The following is a 19,159-nucleotide window of genomic DNA, read 5'->3' as shown; positions in this document are numbered from 1 at the left end:
TAATTAATAATTTTGCACGTTTATTGTAACGTCTTTGGTAATTTTTTTGCGCTATGGAGTATTCAGGAGGTCATTTAGCTGCCCTAAAATTTATTTTAAAAAAGTATCTAGCTTACGCTCTATTTTGGATTGCCTTTTTCTTTTCGGCAAGGATTATGTTTCTACTTGTCAACATAAAAAACACAAATGAGATTGCTGCATCCGACTATATTGGCATGGTTATTCATGGCCTTCACATGGATTTGTCAATGGTTGGCTACATCACCATCATTGCAGGCCTATTTTTTATCGTCAGCAGCTGGATTAAACCATCGCATACTCCTAAAATAACTTCCGTAGTCACCTTCGTACTGCTAATACTTGTATCCTTCATTGTGATATCAGATAGCGTGCTCTTTAGATATTGGGGTTTTAGAATGGATGCCACCCCCCTAATGTACTTAAAGACTCCATCTGAAGTTTTAGCAACCATGTCCCTTTCGCAGATAATTTTCACCCCGTTAGTGGTTGGTGCATATGCATTTGGTTGGTGGTGGCTATACCGTCGTCTTATATTCAAAAGGACCAACTTACAGAACAAGCTACCTTGGTGGTGCTTTTTACTGCTTTCGCTGAATATCATTCCCATTAGAGGCGGGTTTGGGATTTCCCCTATGAACCCCGGCAAAGCATACTTTTCGAAAGACAACTTTACCAACCAAGCAACAGTCAATGTCGCATTCAACGTTTTTTACTCTCTAAACAAGTTGAAGGATACAGACAAAATATACCGCTTCATGGAAGACAAAGAGGCTAAAGCAATCGTTGACAGCCTCTACAAGCAATCTGGAGAAACTCGCTACATCCTAAAAACACAACGACCTAACGTAGTGGTGCTTATTATGGAAAGTTTTGTCAGCACCATTACCGAAACCCTTGGTGGAAACAAAGGCATCACCCCAAATCTCGACAGCCTAATGAAGGAAGGTGTCCTGTTTAGCCACATTTACAATGATGGCCAACGTTCCGAAAAAGGGATAGTTTCGGTGCTGAGCGGCTATCCAGCACAGCCAACGACCTCGATCATAAAGCACAATGCCAAGGTGCTAAAGCTACCTGTGCTAGCCAAAGATTTTGAAAAGCAGGGCTACAAAACCGCCTATTTTCATGGCGGAGATATCGGCTTTGCCAATATGCGTACCTACCTTGTATCATCGGAATATGACAAAATGATTACCCAAGATGACTTCCCCAAAGAGCAGCAGCAATCAAAATGGGGTGCTCAGGATGGATTTGTCTTCAACCGAATGCTCGACTCGCTCAATAAAGAAAGGCAACCATTCTTCTACGCTTTTTTCACGCTAAGCAGCCACGAACCGTTCGACGTACCAATGAAAACAGTATTTAAAGGTAGCGATGACGAGAGCAAATTCAAAAATGCCGCCTACTATACCGATATGTGCCTTGGCAATTTTATCCGTCAAGCAAAGAAAAGCAGCTGGTGGGACAATACGCTCATTATCATCATAGCCGACCACGGTAGGGGCTTTGCAAATCACTCCGAAATTTTCGACGAAAAACGAAACCAAATTCCCATGCTCTGGCTAGGTGGTGCCCTAAAAGAAAAAGGCATGAAAGTTGATAAGATAGGCGTACAGCACGACCTTGCGGCCACGCTTCTTTCCCAGCTAAACATGGATACAAAGAAATACACCTTTTCGAGAAATCTACTCGACAAAAACTTTAAAGACTTTGGCATGTTTATCTTCAACAATGGATTTGGCTATGCCGAAGGTAATTCGGTGGTTGTTTTTGACAACGTAGGAAAAAAATACTCTCAGGAAATAAATCCGACCGAAGAAGTAAAAAAACGAGGAAAAGCTCTGTTTCAGGTATACAGCAAGCACTTTGTGGAGCTGTAGTAAGAGAAATACTACCACCTTAGCAACTTGCCAACTATAAGCCTTCGGTTACACAAAAGTATCGTCGCCTCAACGCTTCGACAACCAGCAGCCAAGAGCGAAAAGTAAACAATTAATCGATATAAAAAGAAAAACAATGATAAACACTAAGCGCCCTGTAATACTTGTATCAAACGACGATGGTGTTAACGCTCAAGGCATCGCAGCGTTAGTTGATATAGCCAAAAAATTTGGCGATGTAGTGGTGGTTGCTCCCGAAGAGGGACAAAGCGGACAATCACACGCCATTACTTCAAAGTTCCCTCTTCGCCTTCGTAAAGTGAAAAGCGAGGATGGTGCTGAATGGTACGCCGTAAATGGCACCCCTGCCGACTGTGTTAAGTTGGCCATGAACCAAATCCTAAAACATAAGCCAGATTTGCTGATCTCGGGTGTAAACCACGGCTCCAACTCTTCGGTGAGCGTTATATACTCTGGAACCATCGGTGCAGCAGTAGAAGGGACACTCTACGGCATTCCCTCTGTAGGATTTTCGCTTCTAGACCACTCGCCAAAAGCCGATTTTTCGGCCGTTGAGCAATGGTTCTCTCCAATTATAAAAAAGGTAATGGAAGAGGGACTCCCTCACTTCACCCTGCTAAACGTCAATATACCGAATATTTCAGCCGATAAGGTAAAAGGATATAAGTTCTGCCGCGTAACGCACGGCAACTGGCGCGAGGAGTTCGATCAACGCCAAGATCCCTTTGGAAGAAACTACTACTGGCTTACAGGATATTTCCATAACGAAGAACCTTCTGCTACCGACACCGACGAGTGGGCGTTAGCCAACGGATACGTAGCCATTGTCCCGCTATATATCGACTGGACCCACCAAACTTATCTTAAAAAGATGCAGATGGAGTGGAATCTCGAAAATGAAAGTTCGCTAAAAAAGCAGCATTAGGCATACAAAAGCACCCTGAGGGTGCTTTTTCTTTATCCTCTTAGTCTCACATTTTTGGCTTACATTTCATCTCAAGCAGTAAGAGACAGCACTAAACCTCGCCATCTCACTGGTATTTTAGGCATATAGGAAAACCTAAAAATAAGCATCTTCCCTTCAGTTTAGGCTTTCTGCTATTTTGGAGTTAGAATAATATGTTAATTTTGTAGGATTGTTCTAATTAAGACTAAAATGCTCAATTTTTTTAAAAGAGATGCGCTACGTGTGGGTGTAGCTGTTGGAGTTGTAGCGCCTCTACTCATTTTCTTAACCACCATTTTGGTGATGTCACGAGCAAACCAAGTAACCTCCTATTTGGTCACAATGATTTACCTAGGCTCCTTATCTAAGCTGCTAAGTCTTTGCGTATATCCAAATCTAGGATTATTTTATCTTTACCTTCACTTTAAGCGGGACACCAGCGCAAAGGGTGTAGTTTGGGGAACTATGATCATGGCCATCGTAGTTGCACTTGTTTACTTTCTACAGAAAGTCTACTAACTAAGAGATAAACACTGCGGCGACGGCCCTGCAATTGGCCTTCGCCATTGCAACAAGCAGAATCCATCATAAAATAGACGAAGGAAGAAAACCTACTGGAAAACAGATGACTCCGACGAGCGTCATCGCACAAATAAAAACTATCTGCAAATGAAATACTACTTAATAGCAGGCGAAGCATCTGGCGATTTACACGGTTCAAACCTCATGAAGGGATTGAAACAGCACGATGCCAACGCAGAGTTTCGATTCTTTGGTGGCGACCTGATGCAGGCCGAAGGGGGAGTGCTCGTAAAACACTACCGTGAAATGGCCTTTATGGGTTTCCTAGAAGTGGTGAAAAACCTAAAAACCATATCGCATAACTTCAAGGAGTGCCAAACCGACATCGCCAGCTACCAGCCCGATGTAGTAATTCTGATAGACTATCCCGGATTCAACTTCCGTATAGCTAGGTGGGCAAAAGAGCGTGGCATAAAAGTGTTCTACTACATTGCTCCAAAAGTATGGGCTTGGAAAGAAGGACGCGTTAAGCGCCTTCGGGAACATGTTGATAAGTTATTCACCATTTTCCCCTTCGAAACCGAATATTTCCGGAAACACGGAATAGAAGTCCACTACGAAGGTAACCCCCTTATAGATGCGTTAGAGCAAAGAAAAGAAACGCTCCCCTCCTATCAGGAGTTTATCGCCAAAAACCATTTAGAAGACAAACCTATAGTAGGCCTACTCGCCGGAAGCAGAAAACAGGAGGTAGAGAAATGCCTCCCTCTAATGAAAAAAGTCGCATCACGCTATCCCCACCTGCAGTTCGTGCTAGCCGGAGCACCGTCTCTTCCCCGCTCATTCTACACTCCATTCCTTGACGATGGCGAGGTTAAAATGGTGTACAATCAAACCTACGACCTATTTAACGTATGTACCGCCGCGCTGGTAACCTCCGGAACGGCAACCCTCGAGGCTGCCCTATTCAACGTTCCACAGGCCGTTTGTTACCGAACAAGCCACATCTCGGCTTGGATTGCCAAGGCCTTCATCAAGGTAAAGTGGGTATCATTGGTCAACATTATCATGAACCGCGAGGTCGTTCGCGAGCTGCTTCAGTACGATATGACCGTGGAAAAGATGATACAGGAACTAGACTCGCTACTACCTCACGGTTTTAAGCGCGAGCAGGTACTTGCCGAGTATGCCCAGCTGCAAACCATGCTCGAAAAGGTGGGTTCCTCAGAGCGAACTGCAAAAAAAATGGTAGAACTACTAACAAAATAGCCCACACGTGAAGTCTGGACTTAAAGCCACTCTTATTATTTGCGCGCATCTTGTGCTTAGTTTGCTAAACGTAAATGCTCAACCATTTGCAGCAACCAGCATCTCCGTATGCGTGTACGAGCAGCAAAAGCCCAGCAGCCTTATCCTTAAGCCCCAAACAGGACGCTTTCGCGTCTTTGGAGGTGGACGGCTACTCGTCGAACTCAACCCCAACGAGCTACTTTTTGTAACAACAGCAAAAGGGAAAGTTCGTATAAGAACCATCGCAAAAGCGTTAGGAACCTTCCCAAAGGTGCTGGTGAAAAACATTTGCGATACCGCTACATTTAGCCTCAAAGCGATAGACACGCCACTTGTTCCACGATGCTATTCGGGCAACATCTCCTTCACGGCTAAAGATAACAGTATTCTATCCATTCTTGATATTGACTTTGAACGCTACATATCAGGCGTTGTAGAGTCGGAAATTGGCGGCAAGCAAGTTCAGGAGATGTACAAAGTTCAAGCAATTATTGCTAGAACCTACGCCCTCTCCAACCTAAAGAAACACGAAGCCGATGGCTACCAGCTCTGCGACGGGGTACACTGTCAGGCTTTTAAAGGCTTACCCTCCGTCAAAAATATTCTGGAAGCCTGCGAGCAAACCCACGATATGGTCGTTGTAAACAGGGATAATGCAATGATTACCGCGGCCTTTCACGCCAACTGCGGCGGGCAAACCGTAAACTCCGAGGATGTCTGGCCAAAATTCAAAAGTTACCTCCGCTCCACCCGATGCCCCTACTGCTCGTCATCCAAAAGTTACGCGTGGAGGCTCAGCGTACCTGTCGAAAAATGGATTAGCTACACTTCCGAAAAAGGCGTCAGTTCCAGTGAGGCACTTCCAAAATTCTACCAGCAGAAGTCCCGCAAAGCCTACCTCGAAGTTGGGAAGGTTGCCATCCCTCTACACACCATCCGCAAAGACTTAGCTCTTCGTTCAACCTATTTCAGCTACAAGCAGGTCGGCGATAGCATCATTTTTACAGGGAAAGGCTACGGACACGGTGTAGGAGTTTGCCAAGACGGAGCATCGGCCATGGCCCGCATGAATATGTCCTGCAACCAGATAATTGCCTTCTACTATAAAGGATGTAAAATAGTTAATCGCCAGCAGGCAACTCCTGAAACCGATAGCACCAACAGCCCTACCTTCGATGGCGTCCCCAACCAAATCATCGACAGCATAGCCACCCAAACCGTATACAAAAAGGAGGACTCTACCCTACACCAAAAACGGCTTTATCCCAAAAGGCTGTAGCAAGCCCTCGTATTATTAAAAAAAGGCCATTCGGCAAATGCATGAATGACCTTTAATATTTTCTATTCCCCAAGGTAACTTTCTTCGCTATACAACTTACCTTGACTTACATAGTAAGCCTTAGCTCTATCTCGCATGTTATACTTCGAACTCATCACCTGCCCATAGGCTCCTGTAGTGTAAATCGCGATAAGATCCCCTCGATAGCTCTTAGAGAGCAGCACATCTTCCCCAAAAATGTCGGTCGATTCACAGATAGGGCCTACCACATCATACTTTTCTGCCTCTTCATCGCGGCATATGTTTTCGGTAAGATGAAAGGCCTGGTAAAGAGCAGGTCGAATCAGGTCTGTCATTCCTCCATCAAGAATAAGAAAACGCTTAGATAACCCTGCTTTTACATACACCACTTTTGAGATGAGAATACCGCACTGCGCAACTAGCGAACGTCCTAACTCAAAGTGAACTTTTGTTCCTACAGGAAGCGTTAAATTTTCTTCGAAAATTTTGAAAAAAGACTCAAAATCAACCATTCTTTTTTGTGTTGGATGGTGGTACGAAACACCCAAACCACCACCAAGATTGATATGCTCAAATTGAAACCCCTGATTCAAAAAATAGTCGTTAAGCTGCGATGCTTTTACAGCCAACTGCTTAAACACCTCCAGATCGGTAATCTGCGACCCTATGTGAAAATGCAACCCCTTTATACTCACATGCTGAAACTTGCGAATATTGTCAACCAACTTCGGAAGTAACGTCAGGTCTAGTCCAAACTTATTCTCGCTTAACCCTGTAGTTATATTCTTGTGCGTATGCGCGTCAATATTCGGATTGATGCGTAACGATACGTTCGCCTTTTTGCCTCTTTTCCCTGCAAGCTCATCTATCACCTCCATCTCCTCCAACGATTCCACGTTAAAGCTGAAGATGCCTGCATCCAGACCTACTTCAATTTCCTCGTCAGTCTTTCCGATACCCGCAAAATCAACCATGCTAGCATCAAAACCAACCTCCAACGATCGAGCCACCTCGTTACCGCTAACGCAATCGGTTCCAAAACCTATATCGCGCATCGCAGCAAGGATTGGGTGGTTATTATTAGCCTTAACGGCATAGTGAATAACATATCCGCGTCTATCGGCAGCCGCTTTAGCCGCAACAAGCGTGGTATGTAGCAAGTCCATATCGTAAAGATAAAAGGGGGTATCAACCTCCTTAATCGAGTGAATAATATCGTGATGAGGAAACTTATTCATTATGCTTTAAATAAATGCTGATGCAGCAGGTTTAACGCTTGGGTCTTATACTCTCCGTTAATTAGTAACGAAATATTATGCTCGCTACCACCGTACGAAATCATACGAATTGGAATGGTTTTAAGCGCGTTGGTAACAACTTCTGCCATTCCCATCTCGTCTGCCATTACATTTCCAACAATGCAAATAATGGTTTGGTTAGCATCAATCTCCACCGAAGCAAACGTTTCAATCTCCGCAACAATGGCTGCGAGCTCGCTATCATTATCGATAGTTAGCGAAACGGCCACCTCAGAGGTGGTTATCATGTCAATTGGCGTTCTATGTCGGTCAAAAATTTCAAAAACCTTTCTCAAGAAACCATAAGCCATCAGCATACGGCTACTTTTTATTTTGATGGCCGTAATATTATCCTTGGCCGCTACGGCCTTAAACCCTCTTGAAACAATTTTTTTGCTGATAAACGTACCCTCTGCTGTAGGCTCCATGGTATTCTTTAGTAAAACGGGGATATTAAACTCTTGAGCAGGAAAAATGCAAAACGGATGAAGAATCTTAGCGCCAAAGTAAGCTAACTCGGCAGCCTCGTCGAACGAAAGCTGACGAATCGGTGCCGTACCTTCCACATAACGGGGGTCGTTGTTATGCATACCGTCTATGTCAGTCCAAATCTCGATCATGTCAGCATCAACAGCAGCACCAATTAACGAAGCGCTGTAATCGCTACCACCTCTTTTTAAGTTCGAAACTTTCCCCTCATGATCGCGACAGATAAAACCTTGAGTTATCACAATGCTTACATCCTTAGTTTGATCCATAAAGGGCCTAATTCGCTCACGGATCAGCTCAATTTGAGGTTCCCCCTCCTCGTTAATGCACATAAATTCCAATGCAGGAATCAAAGCCACGCTATACCCTTCCTGCTTTTGGTAAAAATACACCAGATGGGTAGACAGCAATTCACCCTTAGAAAGTAGAATATTTTCTGTCTCTAAGCTATACCCTTTATCTATCAGATTTGTAATCTCTTCAAACTCTTTTGCTATATACTTGTTTGCTTTTTCCTTATACTCTTTGCTCGTCAAAAGCTCTTCTACAACCTGCGTATACTTTTTATGCAGCATTATTCCCATTTCTGCTGCCATTTCTAAGTTGCTAGATTTAAGCCTATCGCTAATTTCAACCAGAGCATTGGTTGTCCCCGACATAGCCGACAGCACCACCACCTTACGGCTACCGTCATTTACAATTTTAGAAACATGGTGCATGTTGCTCGGAGTGCCAACAGATGTGCCACCAAACTTTTGAACGTTCATCGTCGATTTGTTGTATAGAATGAAAATGGAAGATATCTTGTATGCACAAGAAGAGCCTATAAAAGATACGAAAGGGAATCTATGGTCATTGGCTATCTAAGAAAGGCCCAAATCTTAGATGGCCTTAGAGCTTAACGATGCGTTTTATCATCCCCATAGAAGTGCACATGACAAACTTACCTGCAGCAGCTGCAAGCATGTTCCGTTTTATTTCTATGTTATGATAGTCGATCATTTCAATTGTGAAGATTCGCAAATCTATTGCTTTTTCCCGTCGAGCATACGCCTCTACAAACCCATTTTAGTTAAATAATTATAACTCCACTATTGTAAAGGACAAGAAGTTTCTCTAACCCAGCCCCCCGCTTGTCCTAACGGCTGATTAAAAAGGAAGTAGAACAAAATCCCGTTTCTTGATTCTTTCGGTATTATTATTGAATGATGGTATAGCTATTTATCTATATTTGCAAGCTAACGACCTCTTGGGTTGTTTATATAGAAAAATTATCAGCATGGCAAATATTCTTAGGAAAGCATTTTTTTCGGCATCGGCCATATTTCTACTAGCCACCGCCTCTGAAGCACAAGACCAGCAGCTCAACGAACAGCTTTTTAAGCTCAATAAGTTTCTTTTTCTTTTGAAATCGGAATACGTTGACACCATTAACACCCCCAACCTAGTAGAAAAGGCCATTGTAAGTACCCTAAAACAGCTTGATCCTCATTCTGTTTACATCTCTAAAGAAGAGGTAAAAAAAATGAGCGAACCACTTGAGGGAAACTTTGAAGGAATTGGAATTGAATTTAACATACTAGACGACACGTTAATTGTTGTCAACCCCATACAAGGGGGACCATCGCAAAAAGTAGGGCTAATTGCTGGCGATAGAATTCTGAAAATTGATGGCAAAAACGTCACCAATATCGGGATGAAAAACTCGGATGTTTTCACCTACCTACGAGGAGCCAAGGGAACTAAAGTTGAGCTCCAAATCAAGCGCAGAGGGGCTACAGATCCGCTAGATTTCGTTATAATAAGAGATAAAATTCCTATTTACAGCGTTGACGCGGCCTATAATATCACCCCTAAAGTTGGCTACATTAAGATTTCGAGGTTTGCTCAAAACACTTTCGAAGAATTTGTAAAAGCCTACATGAAAATGGCACCTACAACAGAGTCGCTAGTACTAGATCTGAGAGGCAACTCTGGAGGATATCTAGGAACAGCCATTGCCCTCTCTGATCAGTTTCTTGATGCTGGCAAAAAAATTGTATTTACGGAGGGGAACAGTCAGCCACGCCGCGACTTCACCGCAACTAACGACGGTATTTTCCAAAAAGGAAAGCTCGTAGTCTTAGTTGACGAAGGCTCAGCATCGGCCTCTGAGATTGTAGCTGGAGCCATTCAAGACTGGGATCGAGGTCTGATTATTGGCCGCAGAACCTTTGGCAAGGGACTCGTACAAAATCAGCAAATGCTACCTGACGGATCGATGGTACGCCTAACCGTTGCCCGCTACCATACGCCTACCGGACGCGTTATTCAACGCCCCTTTAAGAATGGAGACGCAGAAGGGTACTACATGGACCTATACACTCGAGAAAAAAAAGGTGAGCTAACCAGCAAGGATAGCATTCACTTTGCGGACTCGCTAAAATACAACACCCTAATGAAGAAGCGTATAGTTTACGGAGGAGGCGGTATTATGCCTGATATCTTCGTCCCTATGGATACCACCTGGTACACCAAGTACTACGGAAACCTATCGCGCAAAGGTGTTTTCCAGCAATTCGTGGTATCGTATGTTGATCAGAATCGCAAAAAGTTGCAAACAAAATTTCCGAACTTCGAGGCTTACAATAAAAACTTCAGCGTAGAAGACATTAAAAATGAGTTCGTTCAGTATGGCAAAAAAATGGGAGTAGAACCCAACGACACTGAATACAATAAATCCGCAACGGAGATTAACGCCGTAATAAAAGGGCTAATTGCCCAAAAGTTATGGGATACAACCCAGTACTTTCAGGTAATCAACAGCTCTGACGAAACCCTAAAACAGGCGTTGGATGCATTAGCGAACTGGCCAAAGTTTGGAATTTAGCCCTGATGTTAAGGTAAATTAAGAACATAACGAGTTCGACTTGCCCAACAGCTGCAAAGATGTCGTTTATTATCGATATCTTTGCAGTTCGTTGGGCAATACTGTATTTGCCCCATAAGACAAATATCATTAAATGGACAAATTGGATGATTTCAGAGTTTTAGGGCTCTCGGAGAGCACCCTTAAAGCTCTTGATGAAAAGGGTTTTGAAACCCCAACACCAATCCAAGCACTGGCAATCCCTGCATTACTTAATGGCGATCGCGATGTCATCGGACAGGCGCAGACAGGAACTGGGAAAACCGCAGCGTTTGGATTACCTATCCTAGAGAGAGTACAACCAGGAAGGGGCGTTCAAGCGTTAGTTTTGGTTCCTACACGCGAATTAGCGATTCAGGTTACGGAGGAAATGGCTTCTTTTAAAGGCGACAAGAAGCTTTTTATCATTTCCATTTACGGAGGACAATCAATTAGCGAACAGCTTCGTAGGCTAAAAAAGGGCGTTGAAGTTGTTGTTGGTACTCCTGGTAGAGTGCTAGACCACCTTGGACGCGGTAGCCTAGTTTTAGATGACTTACAGTACGTAATCTTGGACGAGGCGGACGAAATGCTAAACATGGGTTTCGTTGACGATATCGAAGAAATCCTACAGCATGCCCCAGAAGAACGCCGTATGCTACTCTTCTCGGCAACAATGCCATCTCGCATTGCCAAGCTTGCTAATCGATACATGAAGGAGCCCGAGCTTCTTAAGGTGGAGTCGAAGCAAATTACAGCCGATCTTACCGATCAAATCTATTTTGAACTACGCGACTCTGATCGTTTTGATGCGCTTACCCGCATTATTGACGTAGAGCCTGATTTTTATGGTTTGGTGTTCTGCCGTACCAAAAATCAAGTTGACGAAATTACCTCCAAGCTCATCGAACGTGGATATGACTCAGATGGACTACACGGAGATATATCACAAGCTTTGCGCGAAAAGGTGCTTCGTAAGTTCCGTAATAGGCACATTAACGTGCTTGTAGCAACAGATGTGGCCGCTCGTGGTATCGACATCAACGATCTGACACACGTTATCAACTATTCATTACCACAAGATCCAGAATCGTATGTACACCGTATTGGTCGTACAGGTCGTGCTGGAAAGCAAGGTACTGCAATCACCTTCATTACGCCATCGGAGTATCGCCAGTTTGTGGCAATGCAACGTAACGTTAACATGAAGATTCGTAAGGAAATTCTTCCAACTGCCAACGATGTTATCAACATCAAAAAAACAAGAATCAAAACTTCACTAGAGGAAATCGTTGAAAACGAAACCTACATGGAGTACTTGGGCATGGCGGAAGACATCATTGCGCAAAATGGTCCAGACATTGCTCTTGCAGCCCTTCTTAAGCTTGCATTCAAAGATGAATTAGACGAAAATAGCTACTCTGAAATACGTACCGTTTCGGTTGATACGAAGGGAAAAGCACGCCTATTTATCGCACTTGGCAAGCTCGACGGCTACAACTCGAAGAAAATTGTAGAGCTACTTAAAGATAAAGCAAACATCCCAGACTCTATGATTGACGACGTTAAGGTTATGGATGCCTTTTCGTTTGTTACCATTCCGTTTAAGGAAGCAGAGCACACCCTTGAAATTCTTAATGCCATGCGCCGAGGTGGTGGTCGTCCACTTGCCGAAATTGCTGGCGATTCTAGAGGTGGCGGACGCGGTGATCGCGGTGGACGTGGTGACTACAGAGGCGGCGGACGCGATCGTGACCGTGCCCCTAGAGGTGAACGTCGCAGCAGCGACCGTGGTGATCGTGGTGGATTTGGAGACAGACCTCGCAGAGATCGCGATCGTGATAGAGATCGTCCACGCCGTAGCAGATAGAAATATCTTTTTATCACATATTTTAGAGGGCACCCTTAGGCTGCCCTCTATTTTTTTAGTAGTTTTATCCGTAGAAACAACATGATGGAGACTGTAAAGACAATCATAATTAGCACCCTCTCGCAATTTTGCTGGCTTGTTGGTGTTATGGCCCTCTTTGGGGTGATCCTATACTTCTTGGCACGTACCTCGCGTAAGCTATACGCCTCATCGTCTAAATCAGTTGTTGATATTTACATTACAGGATGGATTGGAACGCCCGTTCACGAATTTGGGCACTGGATTTTCTGCATCCTATTCATGCATAAGGTCAAAGAAGTTCGTTTCTTTAAGCCCGACTCCAAAGCTGGTGTTCTTGGCTATGTTTCGCACACCTACGACAAAAAAAGTATTTACCAGAGAGTTGGAAACTATTTTATCGGGGTTGGCCCGATTTTAGTTGGCTCCATCATCCTCGTTGCATTAGCCTACTTCATTCTACCCAACAAAACTTCGCTTACAAAACAGTTTTTCGACTTCGTTGGCAGCTGGGCTATAGAGGTATCTTATGGTCCTAAAACGGCTTTAACTTCGATTGCAGACGGTGTTGTAATAATGCTTAAAAGCCTTATTACCAAAAACAACCTTTCTTCATTATACTTTTGGGCATTTATATATATTGCCATGAGCATCTCGTCGCACATGATGCTAAGTATGCCAGATATTAAGCTCGCAGCATACGGCGCAATCGCAATTCTTGCAATACTTCTTTTTGGAAATTCCCTTTCGGCACTTATAGCAGCCTTCTACAAAAATGCCTTTACCATTACCATATCCGACAGAATATCGCTATGGTCGTTAAAATTTGGAGCGGCAACCATCTTTTTGCTCTCCTTCTCTACCATTATGTCGCTTATTAACCTAGCTATTGCCTTACTATTTAAAGGGATTATATCTGCAGTAAAACGTTGACCAACTGCTTAAATAATTTAATGAATTCACTAAAGCATCAATGTAATTTTATCTCTACATTTTAAACAGTCTCCAAATTGCATCTACATTGATAAAAAAACTGACAAGTAAGTTTTATAAAGTCAACACAACAAGAGGCTTTCCGAATATATAGACTCCCCTCTAGCAAGGTTTGCGTAAATTCAGTAATTTAAACCCAACTATAAGCAACCTTTTTACAGAAACCAATCTATTGCCAATAGAAATTTCTGCGATATATCTTTAGGCTAAAAAACTATAAATAAATAAATTATACCTTAATCACCTTTTGTACAGTATCAAAGAAACACTCGTAAATAAATAATTAATTTAACTGTATTTGGCATTATTTTTGCTAAATACTATTCATCTAAAACTAGATTAATTAAAACCAAAGAAAATGAAAAAGTTAGCATTTATTTTTGTTGCAGCACTTTTTTTAATTAGCTGTGACAGTGAACAAGTCGACCCTAACGATGCTTGCAATGCCGCCAATCCAATAGAGGATGTGGTTTGGTTGAAAAATTTAAAAGAAAGTATATCGAATGCCGGCTGCGAGACTTTACTGATACAAGGTGTCTATAACAACACCACTGTTTTTTTTACCTACATTGCAGATCCTCTTTGCAACTGTATTAACGCCCCAACTCTATACAACTGTAAAGGTGAAGTTGTAAGGATATTTACAATCAACGATTACAAAGAGTTCCCAAACTTAGTGAAATCAGAGAAGACGTTATACCGCAGTAAAGCCCGAAACAACTAGCAAAAATCACCACGATATACCAACTACTTACAATAATTAAATCGCCAAAATTACATAAACAAGCGAGGGCGTGCATAACTGCAAGCCCTCGTTTTTTCTACGACTGTTCCGCATTTGGCAAAATGCTGTAAACCCTAAAAAATTAAGCAATCCTGTTTTTATACGAGGAAATCCAAGATTTAATGCGCGTTTCGGTCTGATCGGGTTCATTCGCCTCGTCAATTGCAACACCAACTAACTCTCCTGCAACCTCTGCTAATGAATTATCGTAACTGTAACCTGCCGTGGCAACACTACCTACAAGCACCACCCCTTTACCCTTTACCGTATCATAAAGCGTACCCATGCCAGCAACAAAGGTCTCAGAGAAAGTTGATGAATCGCCAATACCGAAAAAGGCTACCGTTTTACCTGAAAGATTAGCATTACTTAGTAACGATATTTTATTCTGCCAATCGTCCTGTAAATCGCCACTCCCCCACGTAGATGTACCAAGAATTAGCACGTCATACTCTTCAAAGACGGCAGACGAACCAACGTTAGCAACATCTATCACTGTTGGAGCTGCCTCATACATCTCCCCTCTTATTCTATCAGCAATATCGGCTGTCACTCCTGTTGACGAACCGTAAATAATAGCAACCTTTTTCATATAAATTCATGTCTATTTAATCCAACTTTTAGGAACAATGCAAAATAACGGATAAGCAAAACAGCTGTAAATCCCCATTTGTTGGTATTTATAAGTAGCCAAGTCATTAGTACAAGGGAACGAGCATCAAACAAGCCATCGAAACATTTTAGAAAAACCTGCGTCTTTAATTCGATAAAAAAATACACGATCATTAAATAAGCGAACAACAAATTCCTTTAATAGCTACTTTAGTGGCAACTTCTAGTAAAATCTTTAGATAAACATACGCTCAACAACTCGACCGAATAAATAGAAAAGACTTTGACAACTAACCGAAAACCTAAAACTATACTATGAAAAAATTACGCCTACTAGGAACCCTACTAATCTTTTCAGGGTTTATTTACCAAGGCAAAGCACAGGATGTTAAGTTACCAACCTTTATATCGGACAGCCTAAACCGCTACATAGAGCGAGGAATGGCTAACTGGAAAATTCCCGGACTATCAGTTGCCATTGTTAAAGATGGCAAGGTCGTTCTCGCCAAAGGCTATGGAGTTACCAGCATTAAAAACGGGCAACCTGTTGATGAAAATACGCTATTTATGATTGGATCCAATACCAAAGCGTTTACGGCGACAGCCCTTGCCATGCTACAGGAATCTGGAAAAATGAACCTCTCCGATAAAGTTAAAAAGTGGATGCCCGAGTTTAGGCTTCGAGACTCTCTGGCAAGCAACGACATTATGGTTTGTGATCTGCTATCGCACCGATTAGGGTTTGAAACATTTCAGGGAGATTTTACCTACTGGGGATCAAATTTAACGAGAGCAGAAGTAATCCAAAAGATGGCACTTATACAGGCTCCCCACCATTTCAGAACTCAGTGGGGTTACTGCAACGCTGCTTTTCTTACGGCAGGAGAACTCATTCCTCGCATTACCCAAAGGCAGTGGGAAGAGGTGATCAGAGATAGCATAATCGCTCCACTCCAGATGAACCGCACTACCATTCTGTCATATGAGGTAAAAAAGATGAGCAACGTAGCAATACCTTATAGCGTCATTAACCAAGAGCTGCTGGAGCTTCCCTTTGCCAATCTCGATAATCTTGCCCCTGCAGGAAGCATCGTATCGAGTTCAAAAGACATGACCCGCTGGCTTACAGCACAACTCAACAACGGCGAAATAGATGGTACACGGGTAATTCCCGCTAAAGCGCTACAGGCCATACGTAAGCCGTACTCAATAGTCGCCGTAGACCCAAGAAATAAAAAAACAACCCACTTTTACCTTTACGGCTTAGGCCTGCTTATTAACGACTATAAAGAGAAGATGGTTTACTCGCATACAGGCGGAGTAGACGGATTCCTATCGTCGCTAATGTTTATGCCAGAGGAGAAGCTAGGAATTGTAGTTTTAACCAACAACGATCAAAATACCTTTTATCAAGACCTAGCCAATGAGATTAGAGATGCGTTTATGGGACTACCATACAAAGGCTACAGCGACATCTCCTTAGAAACATTCACTGAAAATAAAAAAATTGCAGAAGCAAGCATAGACTCTCTACAAAATAGGGCTAAGCAGGGTGCTAAACCTGCGCTTCCCCTAAACAGTTTTACGGGAAAATACAGCAATGAGGTGTACGGCGATATCTTTACAACTATTGAAAAAGAGACACTTCTTATAACCTTCTCTCATCATCCCAACTTGGTGGCCAAACTAACCTATCTGGACAATAACCGTTTTTTATGCACCTATAGCAATCCCACATTGGGAATCGTTGAAATGCCATTTACAGTTTCTAAAGGAAAAGTTGAAGGGCTAACACTCCGCGTAAACGACTTTGTGGAATCAACACCTTACGAGTTCAGAAAAAATTGAAACCATCTAATACATTAACAATGAAAAGATTTCTAACAACCCTCTCGCTAGCCGGCATTTGCCTTTTGGCTAACGCTCAGGTCAAGTTTACCCCTCCTACCACACCCAAAATACCTGTAGCAGACACGCTGCACGGCGTGATACTCACCGATTACTACCGCTGGCTCGAAAATAAGGACGACCAGAAGGTGATTGAATGGACCAAAGCTCAGCACGACTACGGCGTGAACTATCTAAAGTCAACCCAGAAAACATTTCAGGGATTACGTAACGAGATTGCCAACTACATAGGCATGGACTATGAAGGACCGCTAAACCGCGAAGGGAAAAGGGTATTTCAAACCGTAAAAAAGAAGGGCGATAAGCAGTATAAGCTATACACCATGATTAACGGGAAGCGTATTTTGATATGGGATCCAGTATCGATAGACAGCACTGGAAACACCTCAACTACAGGCATAAGCTATACCTACGACGGAGAACAAGTCGCAATAAGCGTACAGAAGAGCGGTGCCGAAATCAACACCATCTACTTTGTGGATACCCGCACGGGGAAGATATTGCATGCCCCTCTGCAAAACATGAACGATTTTCAATGGACAAAAGATCAGCAGCATGCCTATGTTACCACCCGTAGCAAGGAGGACGTAGATAAGCAGCTCCCGTTGAAAACATACTACATAAAAATTGGCGATCCCATAGAAAAGGCTAAACAAATTGGCACCACCAGCGACGCACAAAATAGCTACTACATTTACGACAATCGCTATAGCGACGTGACTTTTTATGGAGAAAGCGACTTCTACTCCAACAGCCTATACATGCGAAAAACGGGAACCTTTGATGACGGAAAGCTGCTTTACCAAAGCAAAAAGTATAATGCCTACCCCGAAGCCATTGGTAATAAGTTCTACATCTTTACCAACGATAAAGCTCCAAACTTTAAGCTGATGGTAGCCGATAAGGCAAGCGCGGAGTACGCAAAGTGGAAAACGCTCATACCCGAAGGCTCCACCGTAATGCAAGGTTATGTGGTAACCAAAAATGGGATTATCATACAGGATAAGAAGGATATACAAAGCCGCCTTACTCTTTACGATCTTAATGGTAAAAAGATCAAGCAGCTTACACTTCCCGAGTTAGGTAATGTCGGTGGTATAAGCTACGACCGCGAGGAAGATTCGCTTTACGTTAGCCTCAACACTTTTACCTCTACCTCAAAAACCTTTGTAGCATCGCCCAAAGACTTTAAATGGCGGCTTTACTTTCAGCGTCAGCTACCTATTGACATGAACAATATCGTTGGCGAAATCAAATTTTACAAATCGAAAGACAGCACACGTGTTCCTGCATTTATCATCCACCGGAAAGACATTAAGCTAGATGGCAACAACCCGGTGCTGATTACGGCCTACGGAGGTTTTAATTCGGGCATAGAGCCTCATTACTACGGATTTTACGCCTCATTCCTAAACAGAGGTGGCATTGTCGTAGAAGCTGGCATACGAGGAGGAAACGAGTATGGAGAATCGTGGCACAGAGACGGGATGCTTGCCAAAAAGCAGAATTGCTTTGACGACTTTAACTGCTGCACCGAATGGCTCATCAAAGAAAAATACACCAACCCCAAACGAGTAGTTGCCATAGGGGGCAGCAATGGAGGCCTGCTAATGGGTGCCATTGCCGTGCAAAGACCGGATCTATACAAGGCAATTGTCTGCGAGGTTCCTCTACTGGATATGCTACGCTATCATAAATTCCTAATAGCTCGCTACTGGATTCCAGAATACGGATCTTCGGAACAGGAAGAAGAGTTCCGTTGGTTGCTACGCTACTCGCCCTATCACAACGTCCGACTAGGCGTTAACGTCCCCACCATGCTTGTAACCGCTGGTGCCAACGACACGCGCGTAGACCCAATGAATGCGAAAAAATTTGTAGCAGCCCTTCAGAATAATCCTGGACAGGCTAGCCCCATCATACTGCATATGGACTTTAACAGCGGACATGGATCGGGACAGAGTACCGAGCAAGCAATAGACAACTGGACCTTTATCTTTGAGTTTATCATGAATCAACTAGAAATGTAGCCTTACTCGCTATATTGGTCGCTTACTTCTATTTTTGTTAGGCAGGCCGCCTTCCTCCAACAGGATGACGGTCTGCCTTTTTGCTTTACCTAAAAAGGAGGAAACAAGCTCCTCGATAGGAATAGTTCATTGAGTAAAATTGCGTAGGATTCCGAGAAGCGAACGAATGATCGCAAAAACAACATAAAACTTGACAAAATTGTGCTGGTTTTGACAAAACTACGCTGAGTTAAGACGTAACCATTCCAATTTTAGCAAATCTACATCGAGTTAAGACAAAACTGAGCTGA

14 protein-coding genes are annotated in these 19,159 nt (G+C 43.1%); 11 read left to right on the top strand and 3 right to left on the bottom strand.

Annotation, left to right across the window (positions count from 1 at the left end; genetic code table 11):
- Window positions 1-53: 53 nt before the first annotated feature.
- From L990_RS12055 to L990_RS12035, 5 genes are all read left to right on the top strand, one after another.
- Entirely contained in the window at window positions 54-1,901 is a 1,848-nt protein-coding gene (locus tag L990_RS12055; RefSeq protein WP_052180966.1) for an LTA synthase family protein, read from the top strand.
- A 136-nt stretch (window positions 1,902-2,037) separates the two neighbouring features.
- Window positions 2,038-2,847 carry a 5'/3'-nucleotidase SurE gene (surE, locus tag L990_RS12050; protein WP_047449556.1) on the top strand — a complete coding sequence of 270 codons (810 nt, stop codon included), beginning with the start codon at window positions 2,038-2,040 and terminating at the stop codon, window positions 2,845-2,847.
- 231 nt (window positions 2,848-3,078) lie between these two features.
- Complete coding sequence (locus L990_RS12045; protein WP_047449554.1) at window positions 3,079-3,387, top strand: hypothetical protein; 309 nt, start codon at window positions 3,079-3,081, stop codon at window positions 3,385-3,387.
- A gap of 150 nt (window positions 3,388-3,537) precedes the next feature.
- Window positions 3,538-4,659 (top strand): lipid-A-disaccharide synthase, encoded by a 1,122-nt coding sequence (gene lpxB, locus L990_RS12040; protein WP_047449552.1) that lies wholly within the window; start codon window positions 3,538-3,540, stop codon window positions 4,657-4,659.
- A 7-nt stretch (window positions 4,660-4,666) separates the two neighbouring features.
- Window positions 4,667-5,959, top strand: a complete 1,293-nt coding sequence (locus L990_RS12035) for a SpoIID/LytB domain-containing protein (RefSeq protein ID WP_081981699.1) — start codon at window positions 4,667-4,669, stop codon at window positions 5,957-5,959.
- A gap of 62 nt (window positions 5,960-6,021) precedes the next feature.
- On the opposite strand, the gene lysA is transcribed toward L990_RS12035, so the two are convergent.
- On the bottom strand, window positions 6,022-7,218 hold the full coding sequence (gene lysA / locus L990_RS12030; RefSeq protein ID WP_052180965.1) for a diaminopimelate decarboxylase: 1,197 nt from the start codon (window positions 7,216-7,218) through the stop codon (window positions 6,022-6,024).
- Window positions 7,218-8,534, bottom strand: a complete 1,317-nt coding sequence (locus tag L990_RS12025; RefSeq protein ID WP_047449546.1) for an aspartate kinase — start codon at window positions 8,532-8,534, stop codon at window positions 7,218-7,220. The genes lysA and L990_RS12025 overlap by 1 nt, the downstream gene beginning before the upstream one ends.
- A 512-nt stretch (window positions 8,535-9,046) precedes the next feature.
- Between L990_RS12025 and L990_RS12020 the strand changes: the two genes are divergently transcribed.
- The 4 genes from L990_RS12020 (at window position 9,047) to L990_RS12005 (ending at window position 14,259) form a co-directional block, all read left to right on the top strand.
- Window positions 9,047-10,636 (top strand): S41 family peptidase, encoded by a 1,590-nt coding sequence (locus L990_RS12020; RefSeq protein WP_052180964.1) that lies wholly within the window; start codon window positions 9,047-9,049, stop codon window positions 10,634-10,636.
- 133 nt (window positions 10,637-10,769) lie between these two features.
- Window positions 10,770-12,524, top strand: a complete 1,755-nt coding sequence (locus L990_RS12015) for a DEAD/DEAH box helicase (RefSeq protein WP_081981698.1) — start codon at window positions 10,770-10,772, stop codon at window positions 12,522-12,524.
- Between the two features lie 81 nt (window positions 12,525-12,605).
- Window positions 12,606-13,475, top strand: coding sequence for a metalloprotease family protein (locus L990_RS12010; RefSeq protein ID WP_047449543.1), 870 nt, complete (start codon window positions 12,606-12,608; stop codon window positions 13,473-13,475).
- Window positions 13,476-13,893: 418 nt separating this feature from the next.
- Window positions 13,894-14,259, top strand: a complete 366-nt coding sequence (locus L990_RS12005) for a hypothetical protein (protein WP_047449540.1) — start codon at window positions 13,894-13,896, stop codon at window positions 14,257-14,259.
- Between the two features lie 142 nt (window positions 14,260-14,401).
- Here the strand turns inward: L990_RS12005 and fldA are convergent, their stop codons facing one another.
- A complete protein-coding gene (fldA, locus tag L990_RS12000) occupies window positions 14,402-14,911 on the bottom strand; it encodes a flavodoxin FldA (protein ID WP_047449537.1) in 510 nt (169 codons plus the stop codon).
- Window positions 14,912-15,246: 335 nt separating this feature from the next.
- On the opposite strand from fldA, the gene L990_RS11990 reads away from it, so the two are divergent.
- Together L990_RS11990 and L990_RS19290 are read left to right on the top strand one after the other, a co-directional pair.
- A complete protein-coding gene (locus L990_RS11990; RefSeq protein WP_047449529.1) occupies window positions 15,247-16,779 on the top strand; it encodes a serine hydrolase in 1,533 nt (510 codons plus the stop codon).
- Between the two features lie 20 nt (window positions 16,780-16,799).
- The gene (locus L990_RS19290; RefSeq protein WP_052180963.1) at window positions 16,800-18,869 is read left to right on the top strand and encodes a prolyl oligopeptidase family serine peptidase; all 2,070 of its coding nucleotides are present in this window, start codon (window positions 16,800-16,802) and stop codon (window positions 18,867-18,869) included.
- Window positions 18,870-19,159: the final 290 nt, after the last annotated feature.

The organism is Alistipes sp. ZOR0009 (assembly GCF_000798815.1).
Classification (GTDB): domain Bacteria; phylum Bacteroidota; class Bacteroidia; order Bacteroidales; family ZOR0009; genus Acetobacteroides.
The sequence above is the reverse complement of the archived record's forward strand: the minus strand, read 5'-3'. Positions and strand labels throughout refer to the sequence as shown.

What these genes read in the sequence shown, in the direction of transcription:
- L990_RS12055 (WP_052180966.1), top strand. Translation starts at nt 54, where the DNA reads ATGGAGTATTCAGGAGGTCATTTAGCTGCCCTAAAATTTATTTTAAAA.
- surE (WP_047449556.1), top strand. Translation starts at nt 2,038, where the DNA reads ATGATAAACACTAAGCGCCCTGTAATACTTGTATCAAACGACGATGGT.
- L990_RS12045 (WP_047449554.1), top strand. Translation starts at nt 3,079, where the DNA reads ATGCTCAATTTTTTTAAAAGAGATGCGCTACGTGTGGGTGTAGCTGTT.
- lpxB (WP_047449552.1), top strand. Translation starts at nt 3,538, where the DNA reads ATGAAATACTACTTAATAGCAGGCGAAGCATCTGGCGATTTACACGGT.
- lysA (WP_052180965.1), bottom strand. Translation starts at nt 7,218, where the DNA reads ATGAATAAGTTTCCTCATCACGATATTATTCACTCGATTAAGGAGGTT.
- L990_RS12025 (WP_047449546.1), bottom strand. Translation starts at nt 8,534, where the DNA reads ATGAACGTTCAAAAGTTTGGTGGCACATCTGTTGGCACTCCGAGCAAC.
- L990_RS12020 (WP_052180964.1), top strand. Translation starts at nt 9,047, where the DNA reads ATGGCAAATATTCTTAGGAAAGCATTTTTTTCGGCATCGGCCATATTT.
- L990_RS12015 (WP_081981698.1), top strand. Translation starts at nt 10,770, where the DNA reads ATGGACAAATTGGATGATTTCAGAGTTTTAGGGCTCTCGGAGAGCACC.
- L990_RS12010 (WP_047449543.1), top strand. Translation starts at nt 12,606, where the DNA reads ATGATGGAGACTGTAAAGACAATCATAATTAGCACCCTCTCGCAATTT.
- L990_RS12005 (WP_047449540.1), top strand. Translation starts at nt 13,894, where the DNA reads ATGAAAAAGTTAGCATTTATTTTTGTTGCAGCACTTTTTTTAATTAGC.
- fldA (WP_047449537.1), bottom strand. Translation starts at nt 14,911, where the DNA reads ATGAAAAAGGTTGCTATTATTTACGGTTCGTCAACAGGAGTGACAGCC.
- L990_RS11990 (WP_047449529.1), top strand. Translation starts at nt 15,247, where the DNA reads ATGAAAAAATTACGCCTACTAGGAACCCTACTAATCTTTTCAGGGTTT.
- L990_RS19290 (WP_052180963.1), top strand. Translation starts at nt 16,800, where the DNA reads ATGAAAAGATTTCTAACAACCCTCTCGCTAGCCGGCATTTGCCTTTTG.